Below are 23,703 nucleotides of genomic sequence, written 5' to 3' on the forward strand. Positions count from 1 at the left end.
CCATCCCCTGAGGTGCGCATGCAAGACTCGCTGGCCCTGCGTCCGTTCGTCGAGAGTGACCTGCCCTTCCTGGAGCGGCTCGACGCCAGCCCCGACGCGCTGGGCCCGTACGAATGGGCGGGTTTCATCGACGCTCGCGCCCGCCGCCGCCGCTGGGAGAAGGACGGTTACATCGGCCGGGAGTCGGCGGCGCTGGCCGTGGTGCGCCCGGACGACACCGTGATCGGCATCGCCAGCTGGGAGGCCAAGACCCGGGGCGGCCCGATCGGCGGCTGCTACGAGATCGGCCTGGCTCTGCTGCCGGAGCACCGTGGCCGCGGCTACGGCACCGCGGCGCAGAGCATGCTGGTGCAGTATCTGCTGCGGTACACGACGGCCAACCGGCTGGAGGCGCAGACCGACGCGGACAACCTCGCCGAGCAGACCGCGTTGGAACGCATCGGTTTCCGCCGGGAGGGGCTGCTGCGCGGGGTCCGTTTCCGGCACGGCATCTGGCGCGACATGGTCCTCTACGGTCTGCTCCGCGACGAGGCGACGATCTCCCTGGAGTGACCCTCCTCAGGATGTGGCCGCGATGTGCCGGGGCTCGGCGTCGTCGGCGTCGTCGCCGCCGAGCATCAGGGTCAGCGCCCTCGCGTAGCGGCGGGCGGATCCGGCGGTGGCTGCCGCCACCTGCCATCGCTCGCCGGGCGCGACGGTGCGCTGACGGGCCAGTTCACTGCGCAGGGCGTGTAGTTCGGCCAGGTGCTGATCGAGCAGGCCGAGAACTTGGTCGTGCATCAGGTTGCCACCTCCACCACCGGTAGCGCCGCCGCCGGTTCACCGATCTGGCGCAATCGGCGTCGGCCCTTGCGATCGACAGGACCGGGTCCCCGTCCGGCGGGCCGTTCCGCCGGGCCGGGGACCCGCGGTCCCTACTTCTTCTTGCCCTTCTTGGACTTCTTCGTCTTCTTGGCCATGACCGCCCCTCCTCCCGGATGCCGGCAGCGCGGCACGCGGCGGGCCCGCCGCAACACGCCACGGACGGATGTTCGTCAACACCGGTGTTCAGCCCCGGGTAACCATCTGGCCGACGATCCGTAGCGCCGTCGTAAGCCTACCGACGAGATGGGCGGACGTGGATGTGTCCCATTGCAAAATCTTTGTTTACTTTGTCCCGTAACCGATCAGGCTTGCGCAGCGTCGGGTCTACCGCTGGTCGCCCGGGCACAATGCGGGCTGCCGCGCGACCGCGACCTGAGTGGACGGTACGACCCCGTCAGAGCACAGCCGCAGCACCACGGGCGTGCCCACCCGGGTGCCGTTGCGGTCGAACCGCAGCGTGCCCTGCGCCGCATCCGGGATCTCGAAGCTGCTGAGGTTGCTGGCCACGTGCCCCGGCTCGTACGCCTGCCCGTTGGTGTGCAGGGCATGCACGGCGGCGGCGGTCACGAACATCGCGTCGTGCGCGTTGACCATCCACGTGTCGGCCAGCTCCGCGTCGGTGAACGGGAACAGTTCCGCGTGCGGGCTCCCCCCGAACGCCCCGGCGAAGGCCGCCTTGAAATTGCCGAAACCCGTGGTGCCCGCCAGCTGGCTGGCGCTGTTGGTGGCTGGGAAGAACACCTTGACGGTGCCGGTACGCAGCACCTCGAGCGCGGCCCGGCGCTGCATCTCCAGCGCGTGCGACGGCTCCGGGGTGAGCAGCCGGGTGGCGTCGGTGCCCGCGGCGATCGTGATGCCGCGCGGGCACGCCCGGTCCAGCGCCAGGACGAAGTTGGCCAGGTCGACCGCCCGGGCGGTGTAGAACACCGTGCGTACGGCCGGATCGGTGCAGATCGGCGCCACCTTGGTGAGGATCTGACCGGTCGCGTCGTTGCCGTCGACGCTCGGCTCGAACATGATCGGATCGGGCGCGGGATCGAGCAGCCGGTTGACGTGCTCGACGTTGGTACAGGCGAACTGGTCGGAGTCGTACCCGGCTTGGGTGACCTGCACGGCCCGGCCCCGCCCGAGCAGACCCACCCCCGCCAGATAGGCGCCGAGCTGCGCGAAGTACCGCTGGTTCGGGTACGCGATCCGGTAGAACTGGGTCAGGCTGCCGGTGCCGCCCTGCGGGTGGCAGACGGCGGGGACCCCCGCGAAGTTGCTGCGGTCGAATCCGTCCGCGGTGACCAGATCCGCGACCACCGGGATGCCGCGGCCGTTCAACGTCCGCGCCGCCTCGATCATCTGAGTACGGCTGAGCGCCAGCCCCACCACCGCGACCAGCCGGTCGTACGTGGACAGTTCGTCGACCACCTCGGCCCACCCGTTCATGTCCCGCCCCGGGTCGGCGACCAGCAGCCGGATGAACGGCACGCAGCCGCCCGGCTGGCGCAGGTGGTTCGCCTGCCACTGGGCGACGTACATACCCTGCAGCTGGTGGTACGCGCGCCCACCCGCCAGGTCGGAACGCCACGGCGCGAGCGCGGCGACGTCGACCGCGTCCCCGGCGGTGCTGGTGCAGTCGGTCGCGCTGCCCGGGGTGTCGACGCGGCCCGACGCGGCCCGCTCGTTCTCGGCGTGGATGGCGTCGAGCAGCGCGCGGTAGCGTCCCCCGAGTTCCGCGCCGAACGCCGCGTCGATCTCGGGCGCGCCGTCGGTGACCCCGATGCAGTCGCCGTCGCGGGACCACACGTGCAGGTAGGCGCGGGAGAAGCCGTGGCAGGCGTTCCAGTGGCGCGGCTGCAGGCGTATCCCGGCGACGGCCGCTGCCGCCGCCAGCACGCCCACGAGGATGATCCACGCGACGGGGCGCTTCCACAGGGGCCGGGACGGGCTCAGGCCTGGGCGGCCGGTGGTGCTGGCGGGCATGCGTCCACCCTTTCGGTGACGGTGGGGGTGATCAGTGCTCGTCGTCGGGCAGCTCGTACCGGGCCGCCCGGTTCCGGTACTCCCGCGACTGGTGGGTGGCGGCCCGGGCCACGTCCCGGTACTGATCGGCGACGAGCAGGCGCAGGTCGGCGACGACGTCCACATCGGTCAGCCGGGGGTCGCCGAGCCGCCGCAACGCCACCACCAGCCGTCCGATGGCCAGCGCCAGGGGATCGAGGAAGCCGGCGAGGTCGTCGACGGCACCGGAGAGCGGGTCCAGCGGATCGGGGGTGGCCACGACGTCGTCGAGCACGCCCAGCCAGGCGGGCGCGGTCAGCCCCGGCAGCAGGTGCGCCAGCGCGACCGCGACGGAGTGGACCTCGCCCAGGGCCAGCTGGTAGTGCAGCGCGGCCGTGCGCGCGTCGAGCAGCTTCTCCGGCGCGGCGGTCGCCACATCATGGTCGGCCAGCGCCAGCAGCGTACGGAAAACCTTCGCCCAGGAATGCGGGTGGCCCTCCGGTCGGGCGGCGAGTTCGCGCAGCGCGAGGAAACGCGCCGGGGCCGCCATGCGCCGCACCCCGCCCGGCGCCGACCGGGGCCAGAACGTGTCACTCAACGCGAGGCGCAGGTCGTGCGCCCGCGCCGACACCAGATGATCCGTACGGGTCAGCCGGTCGGCCTCCTCCAGGTCGCGCGCGGCGGCCAGCACCACGAACGTGTCGCGGAACGAGCCGCTGGGCCGGATCGTCGCGTGCGTACGTTCGGTCATCCCCAGCAGGATCTCGTCGGCCAGCGACCGGGCCCGGTGTACCTCCGGGTCGACGGGCTCGCCGTCCAGCAGCTTGTCGACGTTCTGCAGCAGGTCGGTCTGGCGGCCGAGAGCGTCCAGCACGAGGACGGTGGCCAGCGGGTGCCCGTCGGCCAGCCGGTGCGTGACCCGGGCGACCCGGTGCACCCCGACCTGGTCGAAGATGTCCCGGTCGGCCACGGCGGCGACCGTCTCGGCCCGCGTCAGCGGCGGCAGGGTGATCCGCAGCCACTGCAGCGCGTGCAACTCGTCCCGGCCGAGCCCGGCGGCCTCCGCCTCGGACATCACGCGGCTGTCGTCCGCCGCGCAGGCGACCGGCGCGGGCAACGGCTCGCCGCCGCTGGCGGCGACCACCACCAACGGTGCGGGCGCCGCCGCGCGGGTGTCACAGAGCAACGTCAGCAGCCGCTGCCCGGCCGGGCAGTCCGCGTTGTCGAGGAGCAGCTCAGCGCGCCAGCGACGCCAGCCGGAGCCGCGAAAGCGCCGCGTGGCCGCCGCCCGTAGATCCGCCAGGAACGCGCGGACCAGGATCTCCTCGACCTGGCCTCGCGCTGCCTCGGACTGCCACCACCGGTGCAGGCGGGCCAGCGCGGCCGCGGGCGTCCGGCGGCCGTCGGTCAACTGGTCCGCGTACCAGCGTTCGGCGTCCTTCAGCGCGGAGCCACGGGTCAACCTGGTCCGGGTCAGGGCGGTGGTCAGCGGCCGCAACGCCGCGCCGAGGCCCGGCACGGCGTTGGCCCCCGCATGATCCAGGGCGCCCGCGGCCACTTCGGACAGCACCTGCCCGATCAGTTCCGCGCCCGCGCGCCGCTTGCGGTAGCTCTTGAGGGCGGCGGCCATGGCGGCATGCCGCTGCTCGGGGGTGGCGTCCGGGTCGATCGGGTGAGCCAGTGCCAGATGGCCCAGAAACAGGCGGTGGAACGGGATCCGGCCGAAACCGGCCGGGGGGTCGGCCAGTTCCGCAGCGGCCGTCAGCAGCAGGATCGAAACCTCGTCGAAGGTGTCCGTCTTCGCCGCGTCGGTCACCGCGTCGACGATGGCCACCGGCAGCGCGGCGGCGTGCTGGTCGGCGAGGAACCGGAGCGCGGCGCTGCGGCCGGAGCCGCCGGAGCCTTCCAGCGCGACGACCGGTCCGGCGGCCCCGGGTGCGGCCTGGTCGCGGTCGACCCGGACCAGGCCGGTGACCAGATCTTCCAGCTTCTCCCGGCCGTAGAACACGATTCACTCCTCAGCCGCGGGCAGAAAGCGGCCATGCATACCTACTCGCGCCCGCCTTTGCGGAGCAAATTCAGAGCCCAGATTCACCCGGAAGCGGCGGCCACATCGCGGGTGCTCCAGTCCACAAACCGGGTAGCCGTGGGTGCGAGCCCACGAAAGCGGCCTGGCCGGCGCGCGTTGTCGCGTGCCGGCCAGGCCGTTTCAGGGTTTGTGGGAGCTGGTGGGGGATCAGGTCCAGCCGAACATCTGGGTGTAGTACGGGACGCCGTTGCTGGCGTACACCACACCCACGGCCATCGACTTCGCCTTGCAGTTCACAATGTTCGCCCGGTGACCGGGGCTGGCCATCCACGCCCTCATCGTGGCCGACGCGGTCGCGTAGCCGTACGCCACGTTCTCACTCTGCGGGTACGCGTACCCGGCCGCGCGGGCCCGGGTCACGAACGTCGACCCGTTCGCCCCGATGTGCGACATCTTCCGGGTCCGCGCCTGGTACGCGCTGTGCCCCCGCGACGCGGCCAGCAGACGGGCGTCCACCCGGATCGGCTTACACCCCGCCCGGACCCGGGTGCTGTTGGTCAACGACACCAGCTGCGACTGCAACGTCACCGGCGCCACCCCGGCAGCCTGCGCCGGCGCCGTGCTCACCGACAGGGCGGCCACCGAAGCACCCGCGGAAGCCAGCAGCACACCCACCGTCGTCACAACCTTGCGCACCGTCTTGCGACCCACAGTCCATCTCCCCCGGTCATCTGGCCCGGCCCTGTCAGCCGGTCACATGAAGAAGATTCGGGGTCCTGCGGTGCGCACCCGGGTCCGCGCGAGTTGCCTACCGGTTGCAGCTCATACTTTCAGCCAGCCGGCACCACGAACCGGCCCTCAAACACCCGCCCAGACGGCCACCCAGCCAGGATCACAAGCGGCCACGGCGAGCCAGCCCCGCCTTTGCGGCGGTGCGACTGCAGGGGCGGCGCGAAAACCGGAGGCGGCGCGAGAGCACGAGGCGGCGCGACAACCCGGGGCGGCGCGATTGCACGGTGCGTCACCCTCGGATTTGAGGTGTCTGCCCGGCTGACGCTTGGGTAGCTTCGGCGGATGCCGTCAATCCGCTCGATCGCGCTTGCCGTGCCACGCCGCGGTGAGGATCTGCTCGTCTTCGAGCACTACGACCCGACGAAGAATCAGAGGTTCTACCGGCCCTTGGGCGGCGGCATCGAGTTCGGCGAAACGGCGGAGTCGGCCGTACGTCGCGAACTGCGCGAGGAACTCGGCGTCGATCTTCTCGACGTGCGTCAGCTGGGCGTGATGGAGAACATCTTCCATGGGTTCGGCCGGGATGGGCACGAGATCGCGTTCATATTCGGCTGCCGGCTCGCCGACCAGGCTCTCTACGAGCGGGACATCGTCGGCGAGATTCTCGACGACGCCGGGACGAAGGTCATGTGGCGGGCGCTGAGCAGCTTCACCCCCGACAGCCCGCTGTATCCGGACGGCCTGGCCACCCTGCTGCGTGATCCCTGAGGCGGCCTCTTGGGAGCGAGGACGTACCTCCAGCCCTCTGCCACACCTCGTTCGGCGGACAGATCTTGAAGAGTTCGGGTCAGATCCTGACCAGAACTCTTCAGAGATTGCCCAGCTGCTCTCCGCCCCGTTGGGGCAGGCGGCGGTGTTGCGGTTGTTGGCGGTGGTTCGCCCGTAACTATGGGAGTCATCTGGGTGCGCCCACTCAACCTGCCCTGCCGGGGTTGGCAACCTGTCACCCAGGGACTTGTCTACCTGCCAACTGTCTGCACCGCATCCTGTCGGTCTAACTCGCACCCAGCCGTTCGCTTTCGAGGGGGATCACGCCGTGGATGTCGAGAACAAGGATCCACTGATGGATATTGCCGAGCAGGTCGCCGACTGGCTAGCCGATCGCGGCTACGCCTTCGTGGAGGACGACAAGCTCCCCGCCCTCGCCGACACCCTCAGGGCGTTCCTCAGGACCGCCGGGATCGCGGTCTGCGGTCACGAACGGACGGCGCGGTAGTAGGCGATCTTCTGTTGCAGGTGGGTGCGCTGTGCCTGCAGGGTCGCGATGTGCCGGCGAACGTCGCGGTCATGCGCCTCCAACAGCTCGACGCGCGCGGCGATGCTGTCGTCGACCCGGCACAGCTCGGCGTACTCCCGCATCCGCTGGATCGGCATCCCGGTCTCCCGCAGGCAGCGCAGGATCTCCAGCCACCCGATGTCGTCGTCGCTGTACTTGCGTTGCCCGCCCGGCGTGCGGCCGACCCCGGCCAGCAGGCCGATCCGTTCGTAGTAGCGCAAGGTGTCCAGGCTGAGGCCGGTCCGGTGCGCGGCCTCGCCGGGCGTGTGGAAGGACGACATGACACCGATTCTTCCAGCGGCATCCACATCGGCCGCTTGACCTGGAGTGCGCACCAGGTATCAGGATCGTCGGCATGGCTGAGATCGTGCTCGGAGCGATGCTGTTCGGTACCCGGATCGGTGAGGCGGATTCCTTCGCCCTGCTCGACCGTTTCGTGGAGCGTGGTGGCCGGTGGATCGACACCGCGAACAACTATGCGTTCTGGCTGCATCCCTCCGGCTTCGGTGGCCAGAGCGAGCAGGTGATCGGCCGGTGGCTGGCGGCGCGGCCGGGCATGCGGGAGCGCATCCTGCTCAGCACCAAGGCCGGCGCGCAGCCCACGGACGCCACCCGGGGGCTGGACGCGCCCGAGGGTCTGTCCCCGCCGGTGGTGCGCGCGGCCCTGGACGCGAGCCTGCGACGGCTCGGCGTCGACCACGTCGACATGTACTGGGCGCACATCGAGGACCGGTCGGTGGCGCTGGCCGACACGGTCGGCGTCTTCGCGGACCTGGTGGCCGAGGGCAGGGCGCGCCGCCTCGGCGCGTCGAACACCCCGGCGTGGCGGGTCGAGCGCGCCCGCGGCCTCGCCGCCGCGCGCGGCGTTCCGGGGTGGAGCGCACTGCAACTGCGCTACACGTACGTGCAGCCGCGCCCGGGCGCCGAATTGGCGGCGACGTCGCACCGGCTGGTCTTCCCCGAGACGCTGGACTATGTGCGCGCTGACCCGGAGCTCGCGCTCTGGGCGTACTCGACGCTGCTGAACGGGGGGTATGGCCGCGCGGACCGGCCATTGGAGGAGGCATACGAGCATCCCGGCACGACCCGCAGCCTGGCGGCCCTCGCCGAGGTGGCGCGGGAGCTGGGTGTCACCCGCAATCAGGTCGTGCTGGCGTGGCTGCTCGGCGGCGACCCGGCGATCTGCCCGATCGTCGGCGCCAGCACCCTCGACCGTCTCGACGAGGTGATGGACGCCGCTGATCTCAAGCTCGGGCCGGAACTGCGGGCCCGCCTCGACGCGGCGCGGTAGCGATCAGCGGATCTCGAACGTGGTCAGCCCTTCGACCGGCTCGTCGTGGACCGTCATCGCGGTGACCGTGGCCCGCGACGGTCCCCGCCGCGCCCAGGCCACCAGGCCCTCGACGCCCTCCGGATCGCCCTCGAAGACGGCCTCCACCCGGCCGTCGGGCAGGTTGCGGACCCAGCCGGTGACGCCGTGCTGCGCGGCCGTCCGGCGGCAGGTGTCGCGGAAGTAGACGCCCTGCACCTCGCCGGAGACCACGACCCGGGTACGGACCACGAGGTCACCGTACCGGCGGGTGCGGCGGTCAGGTGTCGTCGAGCCGGAAGCCGACCTTCATGGTCACCTGGACGTGGCCGATCTCGCCGTCCTCCAGGTGGCCGCGGATCTCCGTCACCTCGAACCAGTCGAGGTTGTGCAGAGTCTGCGAGGCCCGCTGAATGCCGTTGCGGATGGCCTGGTCGAGTCCGTCGGGTGAACTGCCGACGATCTCGGTTACCCGATAGGTGTGGGAACTCATCCCGTCCCCCTCGTCACGAAACGATGTCCCGCTCATTATCGTCCCGTCCACCCCGGTATGTGGCCGGATGCTCGCCGGGCGGACAAGACCCGGGGACGGCGTACCCAAAAAACGAGGGCCGCCCCCGTGAGCGGCCCTCGTTGCTGGTGCGTGGTGTCAGCTGACGGGCAGGTGCTCGCCCACCAGTGCCTCAGGCGAGGACGGCACCACGATCTTGCGGGTACGCAGGCTGAAGGCGGTCACCCCGAGCACTGCCCCGAGCGCGATGAACAGCGCGCCCAGCGCGATGACCAGCCAGGTGACCTGCTCGGCCTGGTAGGCGCTCATCAGGGAACCACGCAGGGTCTCGCCCATGAAGGCGGTCTGCCGTGCCTGTCCGAGCTGCTCGTCCTTGCGGCCGCCCGCGATCCACTCGCTGGAGACCTCGGAGTAGGTCTTGCCGCCGGTGGCCTTCGCGACGTGGGTGGCGATCAGGTCGGCGTACGCCTTCGCGTCGCTGCCCGTGGTGACGTGCTGGCCGGCGTACTTCTGGAGGGCCTCGGGAAGCTGAGCCTTGTCCGCCGGGAACGCGATCTCCTGAGCCTTCAGCTCATTCTTGATCATGCCCTGACCGTGCACGCCCTCGTACACCAGCACCGGACCCGCTGCGACCATCCCGGCCCCGACCAGAGCCATCAGTACGCTAGCGATCTTCCGCGACTTCAGCATTGCCCTGCCCCTCTCCTGCTCCTGCGCCCTGCCTGTTGGCTTGACACCCGACAGATCGACCGGTGCCCGGGGGCGCCGGAGATGCATTGCGGCCTGTCCGGCCCGGGCCGAAGGTCCCGTCCCGCACAGGCCGATCGGCGTCCTGCCGGCGTCCTCAGTGATTCGCGGCAAGCAGCGCGCGCACGGCGGCGGCGTCCGCGACGGCCAAGGCCCGCGTCGCGGTGGCGGCCGCGCGGTCCAGGACGGTCCCGCGTACGGCCTCCTTCACGATCGGCACGGCGGGCGGCGCCACGCTCAGGTCCCGCACGCCGAGCCCGACCAGCAGCGGCACCGCGGTCTCGTCCGCGGCGACCTCCCCGCACACGCCGACGTGGACCCGCCCACCCGCGCCGCGGCACACCGCATCGATCAACCGCAGCACTCCCGGATCCAGCGGGTCGGCCAGGGACGCCAGGGCCGGATTGCCGCGCTCGGCAGCCAGGGCGTACTGGGTCAGGTCGTTCGTGCCGATGCTGAGGAAGTCCACGTACGGCACGAACGCAGCGGTCTTCAGCGCGGCCGCCGGGACCTCCACCATCATGCCGACGCGCAGCCCGGCGGGCCGCTTCCCACCCGCCCGGGCGAGGGCGTCGTCGAGCAGCCGCCGTGCCCGCACCACCTCGTCCACCGTGCTCACCATGGGAAACATGACGCTGACCGGGGTGCCCCGGGCGACCCGGACGATCGCCGTCAGTTGCTGCGCCAGCAGCGCCGGATGCGCCAGTGCACGCCGGATGCCGCGTACCCCCAGGAACGGGTTCGCCTCGACCGCCACGGGCAGGTACGGCAGGGGCTTGTCGCCGCCCGCATCCAGAGTCCGTACGGTGATCCGCCGCCCGCCGAACGCCTCCGCGACCGCCCGGTAGGCGGCTTCCTGCTCGTCGGCGCCGGGCGCCGCGTCGCGCCCGGCGAACAGGAACTCCGTGCGCACCAGGCCCGCCAGGTCCGCGCCGCCCGCCGCGGCAGCCCGCGCCTCGGCCACCGACCCCACGTTCGCGCCCACGGCGACGCTCACCCCGTCCCGGGTCACGGCCGGTGCCGCCGCGCGGGCCGCCGCGCGCTCCCGGCGCGCCCCGAACTCGCTGGCCCGCCGCCGGAACGACGCCAGCACCGGGCCGGACGGTGCGACCGCCACCTCCCCGGTGCTGCCGTCCAGAGCGACCGGCGTTCCGGTGGGCACGGCCAGGACAGCCGCGCCGAGGCCGACGACGGCCGGGATGCCGCGGGCGCGGGCCAGGATCGCGCCGTGCCCGGTGGGGCTGCCGAACCCGAGCAGCACCCCGGCGACCAGGGCGGGATCGAGCGTGGCGGCCTCGGCGGGTGTCAGGTCGGCGGCGATCAGCACACCGGCATCGGGCGTCCCGGCATCGGGCACCCCGGCATCGGGCACCCCGGCGTCCGGCGGCACGGCGTCGGGCGGCGCGGCACCGGTCGTCCGGAGCAGGGCGCGTAGCACCTGCGCGGCGACCGCGCGCACGTCCGCCGCCCGGGCGCTGAGATACGGGTCGGGCAGCGCGTCGAACCCGGCCGCGATCCGCTCGGCCGCGGCGGCCCATGCCTGAGGAGCGGGTGAACCGCGGTCGATCCGGTCACGTACGTCGTCGAGCAGCTCGGCGTCGTCGAGCAGCAGCCGATGCGCGTCGAAGATCTGCGCAGCGGCGTCCCCCGCATCGCGGGCGGCGGCGGCGCGGAGCGCGCGCAGCTCCTGGTGCACCGTCGCGAGGGCGTCCTCGATCCGGTGCCGTTCGGTGCCGGAATCCTGCGCGGGGAGGTCGGGGAGGGCCGGCGCGATCTGCTCCGGATGCCAGGCGTGACCGACCCCGATGCCGGGCGAGGCCGCCTGCCCGCGCATCTCGTCAGCGGGCATCTCGGTCGCGTCGCCGGCGGCGGTCGCGTCCACCGGCGCCGGTGCGATGGGGGTGGGCTCGTCGAAGGCGCGGGCGGCCAGCGCCACGATCTGGTCGACGGCCTGCCGCGCCTGCGCGCCGGATGCGCGGACCTCGATCCGGTGTCCCGCCCGAGCACCGAGGGTGGCCACCCGGGACAGGCTGGACGCGGGCACCCACGGCGACCCGGTGTCCCGGTCGCGGACCTGCACATCGGCATCGAACGCTCGGACCAGAGTGACCAGCCGGGCGGCCGGTCGCGCATGCAGCCCATGCGGATCGGCCACAGTGAACGTGCCGCTCGACACGCGCGTACCGCTCGTGACAGGGCGGGCCTGGTTTGGTGAAGAGTCCTGGTTCGGAGCTGCGAGGTGGGTCTGTTTGCCCGCGAGGGCCGTGGTGGCCTCGGCTGCGACCTCGGCGCGCCCGGCCCCGCCCGCCGCGGCGACCATGGCGGACACCAGCCCCTCGACCAGCGGCCCCGGGCACAACACGACCCGGTCACGCAGGCCGTCGTCGAGCATCTCCACGGCAAGCTCGGCGGAGAGCACGGCACTGCCCAGATCCATGAGTACGACCACCCCGTCGCCGTGGTCGGCGGCGGCGATCGCGGCCGTGATGGCGACCGCGTCCGTACCGAACGTGGTCTCGTCCAGACCGGCAGCGACCTCGATCGGTACGGCCCGCTCGGGCACCATCTGCGCCGCCAGGGCTACCGCGGCGCGGGCCAGGGCGCGGCTGTGGCAGACCACCACGAGACCGACCACCGGGCTCAGGCTCCGGTGGCCAGGGTGCTTGCCGCGGCGGCGACCAGCAGGGTGACGGAGGTGGCGCCCGGATCCTGGTGCCCGGCGCTGCGCTCGCCGAGATAGCTGGCGCGGCCCTTGCGGGCGACCATCGGGATGGTCGCGTCCCGGCCCTGCTCGGCGGCTCGGAGCGCGGCGGGCAGCGCCTCGCCCAGTGGTTGCCCGCCCGCCACGGCGCACTCGAGCGCGTCGACCGCGGGGGCCAGCGCGTCGTACATCGTCTTGTCGCCCGCCACGGCCTTGCCGCGGGCGACCACCCCGTCGAGACCGGCCCGCAGGGCCGCGGCGAATCCCGGCGCGTCCAGGGCCGCGGTGTCGGCGGCCGCCGCGGCCATCCGCAGAAACGCGGTCCCGTACAGCGGGCCGCTGGCGCCGCCGACCGTGCTGACCAGGGTCATCCCGGTGCGTTTCAGCAGTGCGGCCGGGGTGCCGGGCGCCTCGGCGGCCAATGTCGCGAGCACCGCGGTCATGCCACGGTCCAGGTTGGACCCGTGGTCGGCGTCCCCGATCGCCGCGTCGAGTTCGGTGAGCAGCTCCCGGTTGTCCGCTACCAGGTGGGCGAACTCGCGCATCCACGCGGTCAGCGCCGCGGCGTCGATCTCGTCGGTCATCAGGCGCCCCAGCGCAGCGCCGGGGTACGGACCGGCGCGTCCCACAGCCGCAGCAGCTCGTCGTCGGCCCTGAGCAGGGTGACGGAGCAGCCGGCCATGTCCAGGCTGGTGATGTACGGGCCGACGAGGCTGCGGGCCACCGGGATCCCGGCCTTGGCCAGTATCGACGCGACCTCCCGGTACATCACGTACAGCTCGATGAGTGGGGTGGCGCCCATGCCGTTGACGAACGCGATCACCCCGTCGCCGCCGGTGAAGTCGAGGTCGGCGAGGATCGGGGCGACCAGCATCTCGGCGATCTCGCGGGCGGGTGCGGCGGGGACCCGGTGGCGGCCCGGCTCGCCGTGGATGCCGATGCCCAGCTCCAGTTGGCCGTCGGGCAGGTCGAAGGTGGGCTTGCCCGCGGCCGGGACGGTGCACGAGCTGAGCGCCACCCCCATGCTGCGGCCGTGCGCGTTGACCCGGCGGGCGAGGTCGGCGACCTCGGCCAGGGGCCGGCCCTGGTCTGCCGCGGCACCCGCGATCTTCTCCAGCAGGACGGTCACGCCGACGCCCCGGCGTCCTGCCGTGTACAGGCTGTCCTGCACCGCGACGTCGTCGTCGGTGACCACCGAGAGGATCTCCGCCCCGGTCTGCGCCTGTGCGATCTCGGCCGCCATCTCGAAGTTCATGACGTCGCCGGTGTAGTTCTTGACGATGTGCAGCACCCCGGCGCCGCCGTCGACCGCCCGGGTCGCGGCCACCATCTGATCCGGCACCGGGGAGGTGAAGATCTCGCCCGCGCACGCGGCGTCGAGCATGCCGGGGCCGACGAAACCGGCGTGCAGCGGTTCATGCCCCGACCCGCCGCCGGAGACCAGCCCGACCTTGCCCCGTACGGGCGCATCGGCGCGGAGGACGACGCGCTGCTCGTGGTCCACCCGCAGGTCCGGATGGGCGGCCGCGATGCCGTGCAGCGCGTCGGCGACCACCGTCGCCGGGTCGTTGATGAGCTTGCGCATCCATGCTCCTCGCCGGGAGGTACGGGACGGAGGGGACCTGACCACCCCACAAGTTACGCCGGGCGCAGGGGAGCGGCGCGGGAGCGGGGAGGGATGTTTGCCCGGCTTTGTCGCTACGGTGGAGTGAGCCAGACAACACGGGGGGTAGTAGTCGGCCGGTCGGCGTTGGTTCCGCTCATGTGGTCCCGGCCGGGGCCGATGGGAGTTCGTTGCCTCCGGTCACGGCGAAAGGCGGGCTCATGCTGGCCCTGGTGGTTGACGACTCGGGCACGATGCGACGCATCCTGCGCCGGATCGTGAGCGGATTGGGATTCGCGGTGTACGAGGCGGGCAACGGGCAGGAAGCCCTGGACCTGCTGATGGAGATCCCCTCCGTGCCGGATGTCGCGCTGGTCGACTGGAACATGCCCGTCATGGACGGCCTGGAGCTGATTCGCCACGTGCGCAAGATCCCGCCGCTGCGCGACATGTGCATGATGATGGTGACCACCGAGAGCGAGCACAGTCAGATGGTGCGGGCGCTGGCGGCCGGCGCCCACGAGTACGTGCTCAAGCCGTTCACCCCCGAGATCATCAAGGAAAAGCTGGCCTATCTCGGCCTCATCAGCCCCTGACGCCCGTCCACCTGGCCGCCTCGTCCCGCCCCGGGACGGGGCGGTGCTGTCTTTGCGGCCCCGAATGGTCCCGGCCGGCCCGGTCCGCGATCAATTCCAGGCCCGGCGCCCCGTTGATGGATGTCAATGTCGCACGTCCGAACACGCGTCGCGGGGCGCGGAAATCCGACTGGAGTACTTCCGACCGTTCCGTGGTCAGGAATGCATTTCCGTCGGCCGAACATGCGCGTTCGCGATTCGGACTATACCTACCAGACTGCACGGTAATGGCCGCCCGGTACCGGTGATATGGCGCCGTAACGGTCAACCGGGACAGAAGCGTTGTCCGGTCGCGAGTCGCGCCATGGGGGGTACGGATTGTATTTCCCGGTCATCTGTACTGTCCGTTCTCATCTTGACACTCGTCTTTGCCGCCCGTGAAGCTTGGCCTGCAGGTGGAAACCGGCGGGGGCCCACGACTGTGGCGTCGCCGCCGGAATGGGCTGGTGCGCAAGCGGGGGGAACCGTGAATGCAGACCGCCCGCGGAGCCCTGAGCGCGCGGAGCAGCGCACCGGGACCGCGGGACACGTGCCGCGGGGCCGGGATGCGGGCGCCGTCGATGACGCGCACCGAATCGACTGGGGCACAGACCCCCGCGACGGCCACGCCCGCACGGGGGGCCCGGCCGCACCCCGCGTCGCGCGCGCGATCATCACCGCGGTGCTTTTCGGGTACGTCGTCAACGCGCTGATCTTCGTCTGGCGCGACGGTTCCCGGGGCCTGCCGTTCCTCGCGTTCGCGGCCTGCCTTTCGGCCGCGTTCCTGCTCCAGTACGCCCACTCCACCGCGGACGTACTGAACTGGCCCGCCCGGCGGCGGGTACTCACGGTGAGCGCTCAGGGGGTGGCGACGTTCATGCCGTTCGCCTGGATCGGACCGCAGGCCGGGTCCACCGCGGGCTTCCTGGCCGGGTCGATGCTGCTGGCCGTGCCCGGGCGGGTGCGCTGGCTGCTGTTCGCCGCGGTCGGCGCGGGGGTCCTCGTCGTCTCCTACCCCCACCTGGACGCGGTCGACGTCACGTACAGCGTCTACGTCACGCTGCTGACCGGCCTGATGGTGTACAGCGTCAGCTCCCTCGCGGTCCTCGTCGGAGTGATGTTCGCGGCGCGCGGCGAACTCGCCCGCATGGCGGTGGCCCGCGAACGGCTGCGGGTCGCCCGGGACCTGCACGACCTGCTCGGCTTCAACGTCTCCGCGATCGTGCTCAAGAGCGAGCTGGCGTACCGGCTGCTGCCCGGGGCCACCGACAAGGCCCGCCAGCAGATCCTCGACACGTCGGAGGTGGCCCGCCGGGCGCTGGCCGACGTGCAGGTCGTCGCGGGCGGCCTGCGCCCGCTCTCGCTGGCCGCCGAACTGGCCACGGCCCGGTCCATCCTCACCGCCGCCGACATCGAGGTGTCCGCGCCACCGCCGCCCGAAGGTCTGCCGGAGCGGGTCGACACCGTCCTGGCCATCGTGCTGCGCGAGGCCGCCACCAACGTGCTGCGGCACTGCAAGGCGCGGTGGTGCCACGTCGAGGCGGTGGTGGACGGCGACGAGGTACTGCTGCGCGTCGACAACGACGGCCTGTCCGGTACGGCCGGTGGCGGCGGGGGCGCGGGCGGGGGCTCCGGGCTGGCGAACCTCAGCGGACGGCTGGCGGGCGTCGGCGGGCGGCTCACCACCCGGGCCGACGGGGAGTGCTTCCGCCTGCTGGCCCGCGCCCCGCTGCCCGCCGCCGAACGGGTCCGTACCGATCCGGAGCGTCTCAGCCCCGCCGAGCCGGGCGGGCCCGACGGCCCGGCTGACGCGGCCGGGCCGCCGTGGCACCTGCGCATGGCCCGGCTGATCACGGTGCTGGTGCTGTCCGGGTACGGGCTGCTCATCATGGTCAACGTGCTGCCCCTGGCGCCGAGCGGGACGGCGTGGCTGGCGTTCGCGGGCTGCATGGCGGCGCAGGTGTGCGCCCAGCTCGTGCTGGCGTTCTGGGCGCCCGGCCCGCACCGGTCGCTGGTCGGCGGCGCGGTCATCGCGGTGCAGGTGGTGACGACCGCGCTGCCGCTGCTGTGGATCCCCGCGCCGTGGGGCTCGATGGGCGGATTCCTGGCGGGCTCGGTGCTGCTGGTGGTGCCCGGATGGTGGCGGTGGGCCGGATACGGCGCGATCGGGATCACCGTGCTGGCGCTGGCCCTGGCCCACCACAACACTCCGCAGCAGACCGCGTACCTGGTCATCTCCACCATGCTCACCGGCCTGGTGGTCTACGGCATCAGCTCGCTGTCCGGCCTGGTCGCCCGGGTGACCCGGGTCCGGGAGGAGGTCGCCCGGCTGGCCGTGACCCAGGAGCGGCTGCGGGTCGCCCGGGACCTGCACGGCGCGCTCGGCGACAACCTGTCCGCGATGATCGCCAAGAGTGAGCTGGCGTACCGGGCGCTGCCCGATTCGGCGCAGCGGGCCAAGGACGAGGTCGCCGAGGTGCTGGAGACGGCCCGGCGGGCGGTCGCCGACGTGCGCGCGGCGGCCAGCGGGTACCGGCACATGTCGTTCGCCGCGGAGCTGAGCTTCGCGGTGTCCACCCTGTCCGCCGCGGGGATCGACGTGCGCGTGGTGGGCCGGGCCGACCAGGTGCCCGACGAGGTGGACGCCGTACTGGCCCTGGTGCTGCGGGAGGCGGCCACGAACGTCCTGCGGCACAGCGACGCGGCGGTGTGCGCCATCGAGGTGGTCAGCGGCGGGGCCGCGACCGTGCGCCTGGAGGTCCGCAACGACGGCGTCCCGCACGGGCCCGCGCCGGACCTGCACGGCGCCACGGGCCTCGGCGACCTGGTGTTGCGGCTCTCGGCGATCGGCGGCCGGGTGAGCGCGGCGGCGGACGGCGCCACGTTCCGGCTCACCGCGGCCGTGCCCGTGACGGTGCCGGCGCCGGCGAGTTGGGTCGCGTGATGGGCGGGCGCGGTGCCGAGGGCCGCCTGTCGTACCTGAGCCGATCACGGGAGGGGAGTCGCCGGTGCTGAGGATCCTGCTGGCGGAGGACGTACACATGGTCCGCGGCGCCCTGGTCGCCCTGCTCGACATGGAGTCGGACCTCACGGTCGTGGCGCAGGTCAGCAGCGGCGACAAGATCGTGCCGGTGGCCCTGGAGACCCAGCCGGACGTGGCCATCATCGACGTCGACCTGCCCGTGGTGGACGGGTTGTCGGCCGCCGCGGAGCTGCACACCAAGCTGCCGCGCTGCAAGACCCTGATCCTGACCGGCATGGGCCGCCCCGGCACCCTGCGCCGCGCGATGTCCGTCTCCGTGTCCGGCTTCCTGCTCAAGGACGCGCCGCCGGAACGCCTCGCCCAGGCGGTCCGCGAGGTGGCCGCCGGGCGGCGCATCGTCGACCCGCAACTGGCCGTGTCCGCCTGGGACGTGGGGGAGATCCCGCTGTCCGGGCGGGAGATCCAGGTGCTGCGGCTGGCCGCGGGCGGGGCGGAGCCACCGGAGATCGCCGCGGTGATGCACGTGTCCGTCGGTACGGTGCGCAACTACCTCACCCGCATCGTCACGAAGCTCAACGCCCGCAACCGGGTCGACGCGATCCGCATCGCCACCGAGGCCGGCTGGATCTAGGCGCCGGGTCCTAACCGTCGGCCAGGATCCGGTCCAGGGCCGCGACGAACCTGTCCGGCTCCTCGAAGATCACGTTGTGCCCGGCCGTGTCGACCACGTCGAGGTGTTTGCGGGGGGCCTGCAACGTTCGGTACCACTGGTCGAACAGCACCGCCAGGCTGCGCATCTCGCGTCCACCCTGGATGAAATAGACCGGGATATCGAGGCGGGGGAGCGACGGCGGGCCGGGGCGCGCACCCGCCTGGCCGCGCTGACCGAGCGTGAGCGGGAGGTGGCCCTCGGGGTGGGGAGCGGCTGGTCCAACGGGGAGATCGCGGCCGAGCTGGGCATGACGGTGGCCACAGTCAAGGGCCACGTCTCGCGGCTGCTGACGAAGCTGCAGCTCAACAACCGGGTCCAGGTCGCGCTCATGGTGCACGACGCCGGCCAGGTGTGACCGTGTCCGGGTGGCTCAGGGCAGGCCGGTGCGGGCCCGGGCCGGCCAGTCCGCGTCGTTGACCGGCCAGCGTCCCGGCTCCTCGGGCCGCCGCGCCGGATGCCCGACCACGAACTCGCCCACCGTGGACTCGGCCCGCCAGTCCAGCCCGAACACCCGCGGGGACGCCTCCACGTCACCGCTGTCCAGCCGGCACGTCGCCAGTCCCATGGCGGTGCCGACCAGCATCAGGGTCTGGGTCAGCGCGCCCACGTTCTTCAGGACCAGCGAGTAGCTCAGCCCGTCGTACTTCCAGGACAGGCGCCGGAACCGGGCCGTGAGGGTGAGCAGCGCGGGCGGCTCGGCGCTCAGGTTGGCGGTCACCCGGGCCGTGCCGAGCAGCTCGTCCACGTCCGCCGCCCGCACCTCGATGGGTTCCAGGGCGTGGCCGAGCGGGTCGTAGTGGTAGACCCCGCGATCCAGGCCCGCGCACCGGTCCACGGTCAGGTACACCTCCAGCTCGTACGAGTCCCCACCGGCCAGGTACGGGCGGTCACTGGCGTCGGTGGTGCCGCCCACCTCGTCGGCGGTGCCGCCCAGCGACCGCACCCGGGCGGTGCGGTACAGCAGCTCGCCGAGCTGATCCACGGTCACCGGCTCGGTGGTGTAGCGCCGGTTCGGCCGGCTCCCCTCGATCGCCACGGTCAGCGGCGCGTCCCCGGCGATCAGGTCCTCCCATTTCGGGCGGGCCAGCCGGATCGGGTGCCGGGTCGACGGCGGTTTGACGGCGGGCTCCACGTTGGCCCGCTCACCCATCGGGTACGTGGCACCGAAGTCGTGGTCGTGGCGGCCCAGCGTGGAGCGGGTGTGGAACATCAGGTCGACCGGCTGCCACGTGGCCAGCACCGGATCGGAGTCCTCCGCGAACTCGGCCGGGCGAAACGCGTCCGAGCTGGCCGCCTCCACCACCATCCCGGCCGCGATCAGGTGGTGGATCAGGACCAGGGTGGCCGGGTCGACGCGGCCCGGGTCCACGGGGCGGATCAGCGGGCCGAGCTGAGCCATCGCCTCCGGCCGGTGCAGGATCACCCGGTGCAGCGACAGCGGGGACTCGATCACGTAGCTGCTGCCGTCGCTGCGGATCAGCGCGAACCGCGACATCCGTACCGGCTCGGTCAGCGGCCGGGTGGGCAGCCGGAACCGGGCCTGCGGGGTGAGCGGGACGACGGAGACCAGCGGCTGCTCCGGGTCCGCCCCGAACGAGCGGACCACCAGGTGCGGCACCTGCTCCAGCAGCTCGGACAGCTGCCGCTGGTCGGTGGCGTCGCGGATGACGTTGTCCAGCGAGATCGGGCCCAGGCTCATCCGGCGCATCGCCTCCAGCACCGCGGGGCGGGGCCGGGGCAGGGTGGTGTCCTCCCACCGGCTGTGCACCACCACGGTCTCGGCGGGCGGGTCGGTCGTCTCCAGGTACACGTCCTCGCGGAACGACCACAGCGGGAAACGCGGCCTGGCCTCGTCGTGGTGGGGGTCGGAGACGGCCATCGTCGTACTCCTCAGAGGAATAGCGGAACGGGATTCAGGTCCTCGTACGCGATCGGTGCCGGTCGCCGGCCCAGCCGCACCGGCACGTCGAACAGGCGGCCGGGGGCGAACCGGGCCCAGAAGTGGCGCAGCCCCGGAATGACGACCTTGGCGACCGGCATGCCGACGTCCGGGCGGGTCTGGTCGAGGACCAGCACCTCCAGCCCGCGCTCGGCCGCCAGGCCGGTCAGGTGCCGCAGGTCGGCGTGCAGGTCGGCGTGCGGCTGGTAGCCGTACCCGGCGCGGTCGCGGGGCGGCTGGGCCGGATCGGGTGTCAGGTACGGCTGGTTGTCCACGGTGGCGTGTCGCCACCAGTGCCGCAGGTGCGGTGAGCTTTCGTCGTACCCGGAGCCGTCCGGGCGGGCCCCGGCCACGGCGGGCAGCAGCTGGCCCAGCTCGGTCAGCGCCCGGCGTAGCGCCACGTGCGGGTCGAGGTGGGCGCCGAAGCCGAGCATGAGGTCCTGCGCGGGCTTGTCCACCCGGCGGGATACCGCGGCCATCACGGGCACCCCGAGGTCGGCCGTGACGTCGAGGACCCAGAATTCGCGGCCGATTCCGGCGTACTGCTCGCGCAGCTGGGTGAGCCACGGGTCGTAGAAGGAGTCCAGGTCCACCGCGGCGTGCCGGGTGCGGTTGTACCACCACAGCGCGACGGCGTCGCGTTCGATCAGCTCCAGGGTGCCCTGCACGACGGCGTCCTCGAGACTGGCCCCGGCCGCGTTGCCGTTGGAGGTGGCGCGCAGCGCGCGGTGGCCGTCGCGGCGGAAGTACAGCAGGTCGGTGGGGAGCAGCCGGTGGCGGGATTCGGTCAGCGACCAGACCGGGGTCCAGTCCAGCACCTCGTGGTCGTCGAACGGCTCCGGCACCTGCTGGAACGGCATCGACCGGGCGTTCCACCCGGCGCGGTCGCGGTACTGGCGGGGGTCGAACAGCTGGCAGGTGTCCGGGTGTACCGCCCACTCCCCGAGTTCACGGAAGCTGGCCCGCAGGGTCGGCTCGTCGCCCAGCCGGGAACCGCAGTACCGCTCGACCGCCTCGCACAGCGCACCGACGCGGGCCTCCAGGTCGGTGCTGCCCTTGCCGCCGGCCTGCTGGCGCAGCCCGGCCCGCATGGCGGGCATGCTGCCGGCGGTGACGGCCAGGTTCGGCCCGGAGACGTACGCATGCAGGAACGCGGGGCCCCGGCTGTCGCGCCGGATCGGGTCGGTGATGCCGGTCAGCGGGTCGGCCAGGTGCCGGTAGCGGTCCCACATCTGCTCGGCGGTCAGTGCCCGGTGCCCGTTGCCCACCTCGGCCGCCTTCATGGCCTTGGGCCGGGTGACCAGCTTGACCGGCCTGCGTACGTGTCTGGTCACCAGGTCGGGGTCGCCGCAGGCGGGGCACTGGGGGCGCCGCCGCACCGGGTGGGCCACCCCCGCCAGCGTGAGGGTGTCCCAGGTCCACAGTGCGTCCTGCCGGTCGTCGCGCCACCCGGCCAGCCACTTCGTGGCCTCCAGCGCGGTCAGGTGCAGGCCCAGCGCACGGGTCAGCGGCAGCGACACCTCCGGCAGATCCGCCGCGCCGCCGGGACCCTCCGCGCCCCCGCCGACGCTGCCCAGCCAGGCCGCGCCGCGGCGGCGGCCGCGCAGCCGGGTGGCCACGCAACTCCAGCACGGGCCGCCGGGCTGGAACACCGGGCCCAGCCACACGTCGACGCCGGTCGGCTTGGCCAGCAGCCACGGGCGGCCGGTGACGAGGTGGGCGGCGTTGATCCGGTCCAGGCCGGGGTCGAGGTAGTCGGCGCACAGGACGAGAGTGAAGGCCACCGCGGCGTCGTCGTCGGCGACCACGGTGAGCCCGAGGGCGCGCAGCGCCTCGGCCGTGGCCGCCGGGTCGACGCCGCCGAGCGCCAGCAGCCGGACCGGACTGGCGGTCAGCGCGGCGAGCGCGTCGTCCGCGTCCAGTCCGGCCAGATCCCAGTACGCCTCGGCGGCCGCGTCGGTGTCCGCGGTTTCCGGGCGGCGGCGGCCGATCAGGTTCGCCGCGGTGAGGCTGGTCAGCAGCTGCCCCAGGCGGTCGGGCGGGATGACGGACGCGGTCTCCCGCTGCACGTCGGCGAGGCTGCGGGTGCCGTCCAGCAGTGGGGCGAGGACCTCGATCTGGCCGCCGGACACCGCGACGGTGCCCCGGTCCGAGGTCAGGTATACGGCCTCGCCCGGGACCTCGGCGGCCCGCAGGTGGCGCTTGAAGCCGATCAGGGGTGACGTGACGCCGTCCATGGCGGCGGCTCAGATGCAGAAGGTCCAGGCCGCGGTGGCGGCCTTCGGGTGGTCGAGGTCCTCGATCAGCAGCTCGCCGGCGCGCGGGCCGGTCTCCGCGACGAGCGTCCCGGTGCCGAAGTCGCGGGCCGGTCCGTCCTGCTCGGCGACGGTGACGAGGTAATCGGTCAAAGTGTTCATTGGGATTCCTCCCTCGTTTCTCGATTGGCTAGCGAAATCCTGCGGGAATACCACCCCTTCGCGATAGTGTCTGTCGCATCAATCGGATGTGAAGATTTCACGTCCGACCGATGGTGCGGTGTGTATAAGAGCGGCACCGGCGCGGGATACCATCGTCGGCACCCGATGTCGATTTGCCCGTCTGGGCAGCTCCCGGCACGGACAACCGTCAATTAGCCGACATTTTCGCAGTCGTGTTTCGGCGCCGATCAAATCGGCGGCGGGAGTATCGCGCCCATTTTGCCAAGGCTCGGATAGAGGATCCCATGTACTACGATCTGCAGATAAACAGATTGCGCGCCCTGGTCACGGTCGTCGAACTCGGCGGATTCCGGAAAGCGGCCGAGGCGTTGCACATCACCCAGCCAGCGGTCAGCCAGCAGATTCGCCAGCTCGGCAGCTTCCTGAAAGGCCCGGTGTTCCTGTCCACCGGCCGGGATCTGCGGCTCAGCCCGCAGGGCGAGGAACTGCTCGGGTACGCGCGCCGCCTCGTCGCCCTCAACGACGAGGCCGTGGACCGGTTCATGCCCCCGGCCGGGCACATGCGGCTGTCCATCGGGGTGGGCGATCAGCTCGCCGACGTGCTCCCGGAGATCCTGCGTTCCCTCACCCACGGCATGCCGCAGGCCCGGATCAGCGTGCGTACCGGCCTGAGCGAGTCCCTGGAGGGTCAGGTCGCCAGCGGGCACCTGGATTTGGCGCTGCTGCTGCAACCGCGCCCCCAGCGCACCGCGACCAGCCACGAGCTGGGCCGCATCCGGATGGACTGGTTCGGCCAGCCCGCGCACGGCAAGGGTGCCCTGCCGCTGACCCTGTTCACGGAGCCGTGCACGATGCGGCGGCGCATCGTCGAGGTGCTCAACGCCTCCGAGGTGCCGTGGCGGGTCGGCTACGAAGGCTCCGAACTGGTCGGCCTGCGCGCCGCCACCAAGGCGGGCATGGGCGTCGCGTGCCTGATCGCCAACGGTGACGAGCTGTGGGACCTGCCCCGCACCGCGCACCTGGACCTGCCCGAGCCGCCCGGCCCGATCCCGGTCACCATGGCGGTCTCCAGCGGCGCCACCGCGGTCGGTTTCGTGCGCAGCGCCCGCCGGGCCCTGCAGAACGCGCTGCACGGGTACCCGTTCGCCGAATGAGGGTTCGAGTCGGGGTGACGACTCGAACCCTCATTCGACGAG

23 protein-coding genes and 1 pseudogene are annotated in these 23,703 nt (G+C 72.3%); 9 read left to right on the forward strand and 15 right to left on the reverse strand.

Translation table 11 applies throughout. From position 1 onward, the window contains the following. The first annotated feature begins 18 nt into the window (after positions 1-18). Positions 19-552 (forward strand): GNAT family N-acetyltransferase, encoded by a 534-nt coding sequence (locus tag ACMCNO_RS08210; RefSeq protein ID WP_412748802.1) that lies wholly within the window; start codon positions 19-21, stop codon positions 550-552. A gap of 6 nt (positions 553-558) precedes the next feature. Here ACMCNO_RS08210 and ACMCNO_RS08215 read toward each other — a convergent pair whose 3' ends face one another. The 4 genes from ACMCNO_RS08215 to ACMCNO_RS08230 form a co-directional block, all read right to left on the reverse strand. Beyond that, positions 559-780, reverse strand: coding sequence for a hypothetical protein (locus ACMCNO_RS08215; RefSeq protein WP_412748803.1), 222 nt, complete (start codon positions 778-780; stop codon positions 559-561). 408 nt (positions 781-1,188) lie between these two features. Continuing rightward, on the reverse strand, positions 1,189-2,835 hold the full coding sequence (locus ACMCNO_RS08220; protein ID WP_412748804.1) for a hypothetical protein: 1,647 nt from the start codon (positions 2,833-2,835) through the stop codon (positions 1,189-1,191). Between the two features lie 31 nt (positions 2,836-2,866). After that, complete coding sequence (locus ACMCNO_RS08225) at positions 2,867-4,861, reverse strand: hypothetical protein (RefSeq protein WP_412748805.1); 1,995 nt, start codon at positions 4,859-4,861, stop codon at positions 2,867-2,869. A gap of 228 nt (positions 4,862-5,089) precedes the next feature. Continuing rightward, positions 5,090-5,593, reverse strand: coding sequence for a CAP domain-containing protein (locus ACMCNO_RS08230; protein ID WP_412747879.1), 504 nt, complete (start codon positions 5,591-5,593; stop codon positions 5,090-5,092). A gap of 363 nt (positions 5,594-5,956) precedes the next feature. Here ACMCNO_RS08230 and ACMCNO_RS08235 point away from each other — a divergent pair, with 363 nt between their 5' ends. Next, positions 5,957-6,382: an NUDIX hydrolase gene (locus ACMCNO_RS08235; RefSeq protein WP_412748806.1), complete on the forward strand. Its 426-nt coding sequence runs from the start codon at positions 5,957-5,959 to the stop codon at positions 6,380-6,382. 328 nt (positions 6,383-6,710) lie between these two features. After that, positions 6,711-6,890, forward strand: a complete 180-nt coding sequence (locus ACMCNO_RS08240; protein WP_412748807.1) for a hypothetical protein — start codon at positions 6,711-6,713, stop codon at positions 6,888-6,890. On the opposite strand, the gene ACMCNO_RS08245 is transcribed toward ACMCNO_RS08240, so the two are convergent. Then, the gene (locus ACMCNO_RS08245) at positions 6,869-7,231 is read right to left on the reverse strand and encodes a MerR family transcriptional regulator (protein ID WP_412748808.1); all 363 of its coding nucleotides are present in this window, start codon (positions 7,229-7,231) and stop codon (positions 6,869-6,871) included. The genes ACMCNO_RS08240 and ACMCNO_RS08245 overlap by 22 nt on opposite strands. Positions 7,232-7,305: 74 nt before the next feature. Between ACMCNO_RS08245 and ACMCNO_RS08250 the strand changes: the two genes are divergently transcribed. Further along, complete coding sequence (locus ACMCNO_RS08250) at positions 7,306-8,241, forward strand: aldo/keto reductase (protein ID WP_412748809.1); 936 nt, start codon at positions 7,306-7,308, stop codon at positions 8,239-8,241. 3 nt (positions 8,242-8,244) lie between these two features. Here ACMCNO_RS08250 and ACMCNO_RS08255 read toward each other — a convergent pair whose 3' ends face one another. The 6 genes from ACMCNO_RS08255 to dhaK form a co-directional block, all read right to left on the reverse strand. Then, entirely contained in the window at positions 8,245-8,511 is a 267-nt protein-coding gene (locus ACMCNO_RS08255) for an acylphosphatase (protein ID WP_412748810.1), read from the reverse strand. 28 nt (positions 8,512-8,539) lie between these two features. Then, positions 8,540-8,752: a dodecin gene (locus ACMCNO_RS08260; protein WP_412748811.1), complete on the reverse strand. Its 213-nt coding sequence runs from the start codon at positions 8,750-8,752 to the stop codon at positions 8,540-8,542. Between the two features lie 156 nt (positions 8,753-8,908). Then, positions 8,909-9,427 carry a hypothetical protein gene (locus tag ACMCNO_RS08265; RefSeq protein ID WP_412748812.1) on the reverse strand — a complete coding sequence of 173 codons (519 nt, stop codon included), beginning with the start codon at positions 9,425-9,427 and terminating at the stop codon, positions 8,909-8,911. Positions 9,428-9,614: 187 nt separating this feature from the next. Next, entirely contained in the window at positions 9,615-12,152 is a 2,538-nt protein-coding gene (ptsP, locus tag ACMCNO_RS08270; protein WP_412748813.1) for a phosphoenolpyruvate--protein phosphotransferase, read from the reverse strand. Between the two features lie 5 nt (positions 12,153-12,157). Further along, positions 12,158-12,802 (reverse strand): dihydroxyacetone kinase subunit DhaL, encoded by a 645-nt coding sequence (dhaL, locus tag ACMCNO_RS08275; RefSeq protein WP_412748814.1) that lies wholly within the window; start codon positions 12,800-12,802, stop codon positions 12,158-12,160. After that, entirely contained in the window at positions 12,802-13,803 is a 1,002-nt protein-coding gene (gene dhaK, locus ACMCNO_RS08280; RefSeq protein WP_412748815.1) for a dihydroxyacetone kinase subunit DhaK, read from the reverse strand. The genes dhaL and dhaK overlap by 1 nt, the downstream gene beginning before the upstream one ends. Positions 13,804-14,042: 239 nt before the next feature. On the opposite strand from dhaK, the gene ACMCNO_RS08285 reads away from it, so the two are divergent. From ACMCNO_RS08285 to ACMCNO_RS08295, 3 genes are all read left to right on the forward strand, one after another. After that, on the forward strand, positions 14,043-14,417 hold the full coding sequence (locus ACMCNO_RS08285; RefSeq protein ID WP_412748816.1) for a response regulator: 375 nt from the start codon (positions 14,043-14,045) through the stop codon (positions 14,415-14,417). A 505-nt stretch (positions 14,418-14,922) separates the two neighbouring features. After that, the gene (locus tag ACMCNO_RS08290; protein ID WP_412748817.1) at positions 14,923-17,379 is read left to right on the forward strand and encodes a sensor histidine kinase; all 2,457 of its coding nucleotides are present in this window, start codon (positions 14,923-14,925) and stop codon (positions 17,377-17,379) included. A 64-nt stretch (positions 17,380-17,443) separates the two neighbouring features. After that, complete coding sequence (locus ACMCNO_RS08295) at positions 17,444-18,049, forward strand: DNA-binding response regulator (RefSeq protein WP_412748818.1); 606 nt, start codon at positions 17,444-17,446, stop codon at positions 18,047-18,049. A 10-nt stretch (positions 18,050-18,059) separates the two neighbouring features. Here the strand turns inward: ACMCNO_RS08295 and ACMCNO_RS08300 are convergent, their stop codons facing one another. Continuing rightward, the gene (locus tag ACMCNO_RS08300) at positions 18,060-18,215 is read right to left on the reverse strand and encodes a hypothetical protein (RefSeq protein WP_412753918.1); all 156 of its coding nucleotides are present in this window, start codon (positions 18,213-18,215) and stop codon (positions 18,060-18,062) included. 69 nt (positions 18,216-18,284) lie between these two features. Between ACMCNO_RS08300 and ACMCNO_RS08305 the strand changes: the two are divergent. After that, positions 18,285-18,485: pseudogene (locus ACMCNO_RS08305) on the forward strand (response regulator transcription factor); the annotation flags it as partial. A gap of 15 nt (positions 18,486-18,500) precedes the next feature. On the opposite strand, the gene ACMCNO_RS08310 reads toward ACMCNO_RS08305, so the two are convergent. From ACMCNO_RS08310 to ACMCNO_RS08320, 3 genes are read right to left on the reverse strand one after another with little or no spacing between them, the layout of a single operon-like run. Next, entirely contained in the window at positions 18,501-20,009 is a 1,509-nt protein-coding gene (locus ACMCNO_RS08310) for a SagB family peptide dehydrogenase (protein ID WP_412748819.1), read from the reverse strand. Positions 20,010-20,020: 11 nt separating this feature from the next. Beyond that, the gene (locus tag ACMCNO_RS08315; protein ID WP_412748820.1) at positions 20,021-22,306 is read right to left on the reverse strand and encodes a TOMM precursor leader peptide-binding protein; all 2,286 of its coding nucleotides are present in this window, start codon (positions 22,304-22,306) and stop codon (positions 20,021-20,023) included. A 9-nt stretch (positions 22,307-22,315) separates the two neighbouring features. Further along, positions 22,316-22,486, reverse strand: a complete 171-nt coding sequence (locus ACMCNO_RS08320; protein ID WP_412748821.1) for a hypothetical protein — start codon at positions 22,484-22,486, stop codon at positions 22,316-22,318. A 305-nt stretch (positions 22,487-22,791) separates the two neighbouring features. Between ACMCNO_RS08320 and ACMCNO_RS08325 the strand changes: the two genes are divergently transcribed. Beyond that, complete coding sequence (locus ACMCNO_RS08325) at positions 22,792-23,661, forward strand: LysR substrate-binding domain-containing protein (protein WP_412748822.1); 870 nt, start codon at positions 22,792-22,794, stop codon at positions 23,659-23,661. The last annotated feature ends 42 nt before the right edge of the window (positions 23,662-23,703 follow it).

Source organism: Krasilnikovia sp. M28-CT-15 (genome assembly GCF_047159595.1).
Taxonomy (GTDB): Bacteria; Actinomycetota; Actinomycetes; order Mycobacteriales; family Micromonosporaceae; genus Actinoplanes.

Coding starts and splice junctions, on each gene's coding strand:
- ACMCNO_RS08265 (WP_412748812.1), bottom strand. CDS start 9,427: ATGGCTCTGGTCGGGGCCGGGATGGTCGCAGCGGGTCCGGTGCTGGTG.
- dhaK (WP_412748815.1), bottom strand. CDS start 13,803: ATGCGCAAGCTCATCAACGACCCGGCGACGGTGGTCGCCGACGCGCTG.
- ACMCNO_RS08250 (WP_412748809.1), top strand. CDS start 7,306: ATGGCTGAGATCGTGCTCGGAGCGATGCTGTTCGGTACCCGGATCGGT.
- ACMCNO_RS08220 (WP_412748804.1), bottom strand. CDS start 2,835: ATGCCCGCCAGCACCACCGGCCGCCCAGGCCTGAGCCCGTCCCGGCCC.
- ACMCNO_RS08235 (WP_412748806.1), top strand. CDS start 5,957: ATGCCGTCAATCCGCTCGATCGCGCTTGCCGTGCCACGCCGCGGTGAG.
- ACMCNO_RS08315 (WP_412748820.1), bottom strand. CDS start 22,306: ATGGACGGCGTCACGTCACCCCTGATCGGCTTCAAGCGCCACCTGCGG.
- ACMCNO_RS08285 (WP_412748816.1), top strand. CDS start 14,043: ATGCTGGCCCTGGTGGTTGACGACTCGGGCACGATGCGACGCATCCTG.
- ACMCNO_RS08215 (WP_412748803.1), bottom strand. CDS start 780: ATGCACGACCAAGTTCTCGGCCTGCTCGATCAGCACCTGGCCGAACTA.
- ACMCNO_RS08320 (WP_412748821.1), bottom strand. CDS start 22,486: ATGAACACTTTGACCGATTACCTCGTCACCGTCGCCGAGCAGGACGGA.
- ACMCNO_RS08300 (WP_412753918.1), bottom strand. CDS start 18,215: ATGCGCAGCCTGGCGGTGCTGTTCGACCAGTGGTACCGAACGTTGCAG.
- ACMCNO_RS08325 (WP_412748822.1), top strand. CDS start 22,792: ATGTACTACGATCTGCAGATAAACAGATTGCGCGCCCTGGTCACGGTC.
- ACMCNO_RS08310 (WP_412748819.1), bottom strand. CDS start 20,009: ATGGCCGTCTCCGACCCCCACCACGACGAGGCCAGGCCGCGTTTCCCG.
- ACMCNO_RS08260 (WP_412748811.1), bottom strand. CDS start 8,752: ATGAGTTCCCACACCTATCGGGTAACCGAGATCGTCGGCAGTTCACCC.
- ACMCNO_RS08210 (WP_412748802.1), top strand. CDS start 19: ATGCAAGACTCGCTGGCCCTGCGTCCGTTCGTCGAGAGTGACCTGCCC.
- dhaL (WP_412748814.1), bottom strand. CDS start 12,802: ATGACCGACGAGATCGACGCCGCGGCGCTGACCGCGTGGATGCGCGAG.
- ACMCNO_RS08245 (WP_412748808.1), bottom strand. CDS start 7,231: ATGTCGTCCTTCCACACGCCCGGCGAGGCCGCGCACCGGACCGGCCTC.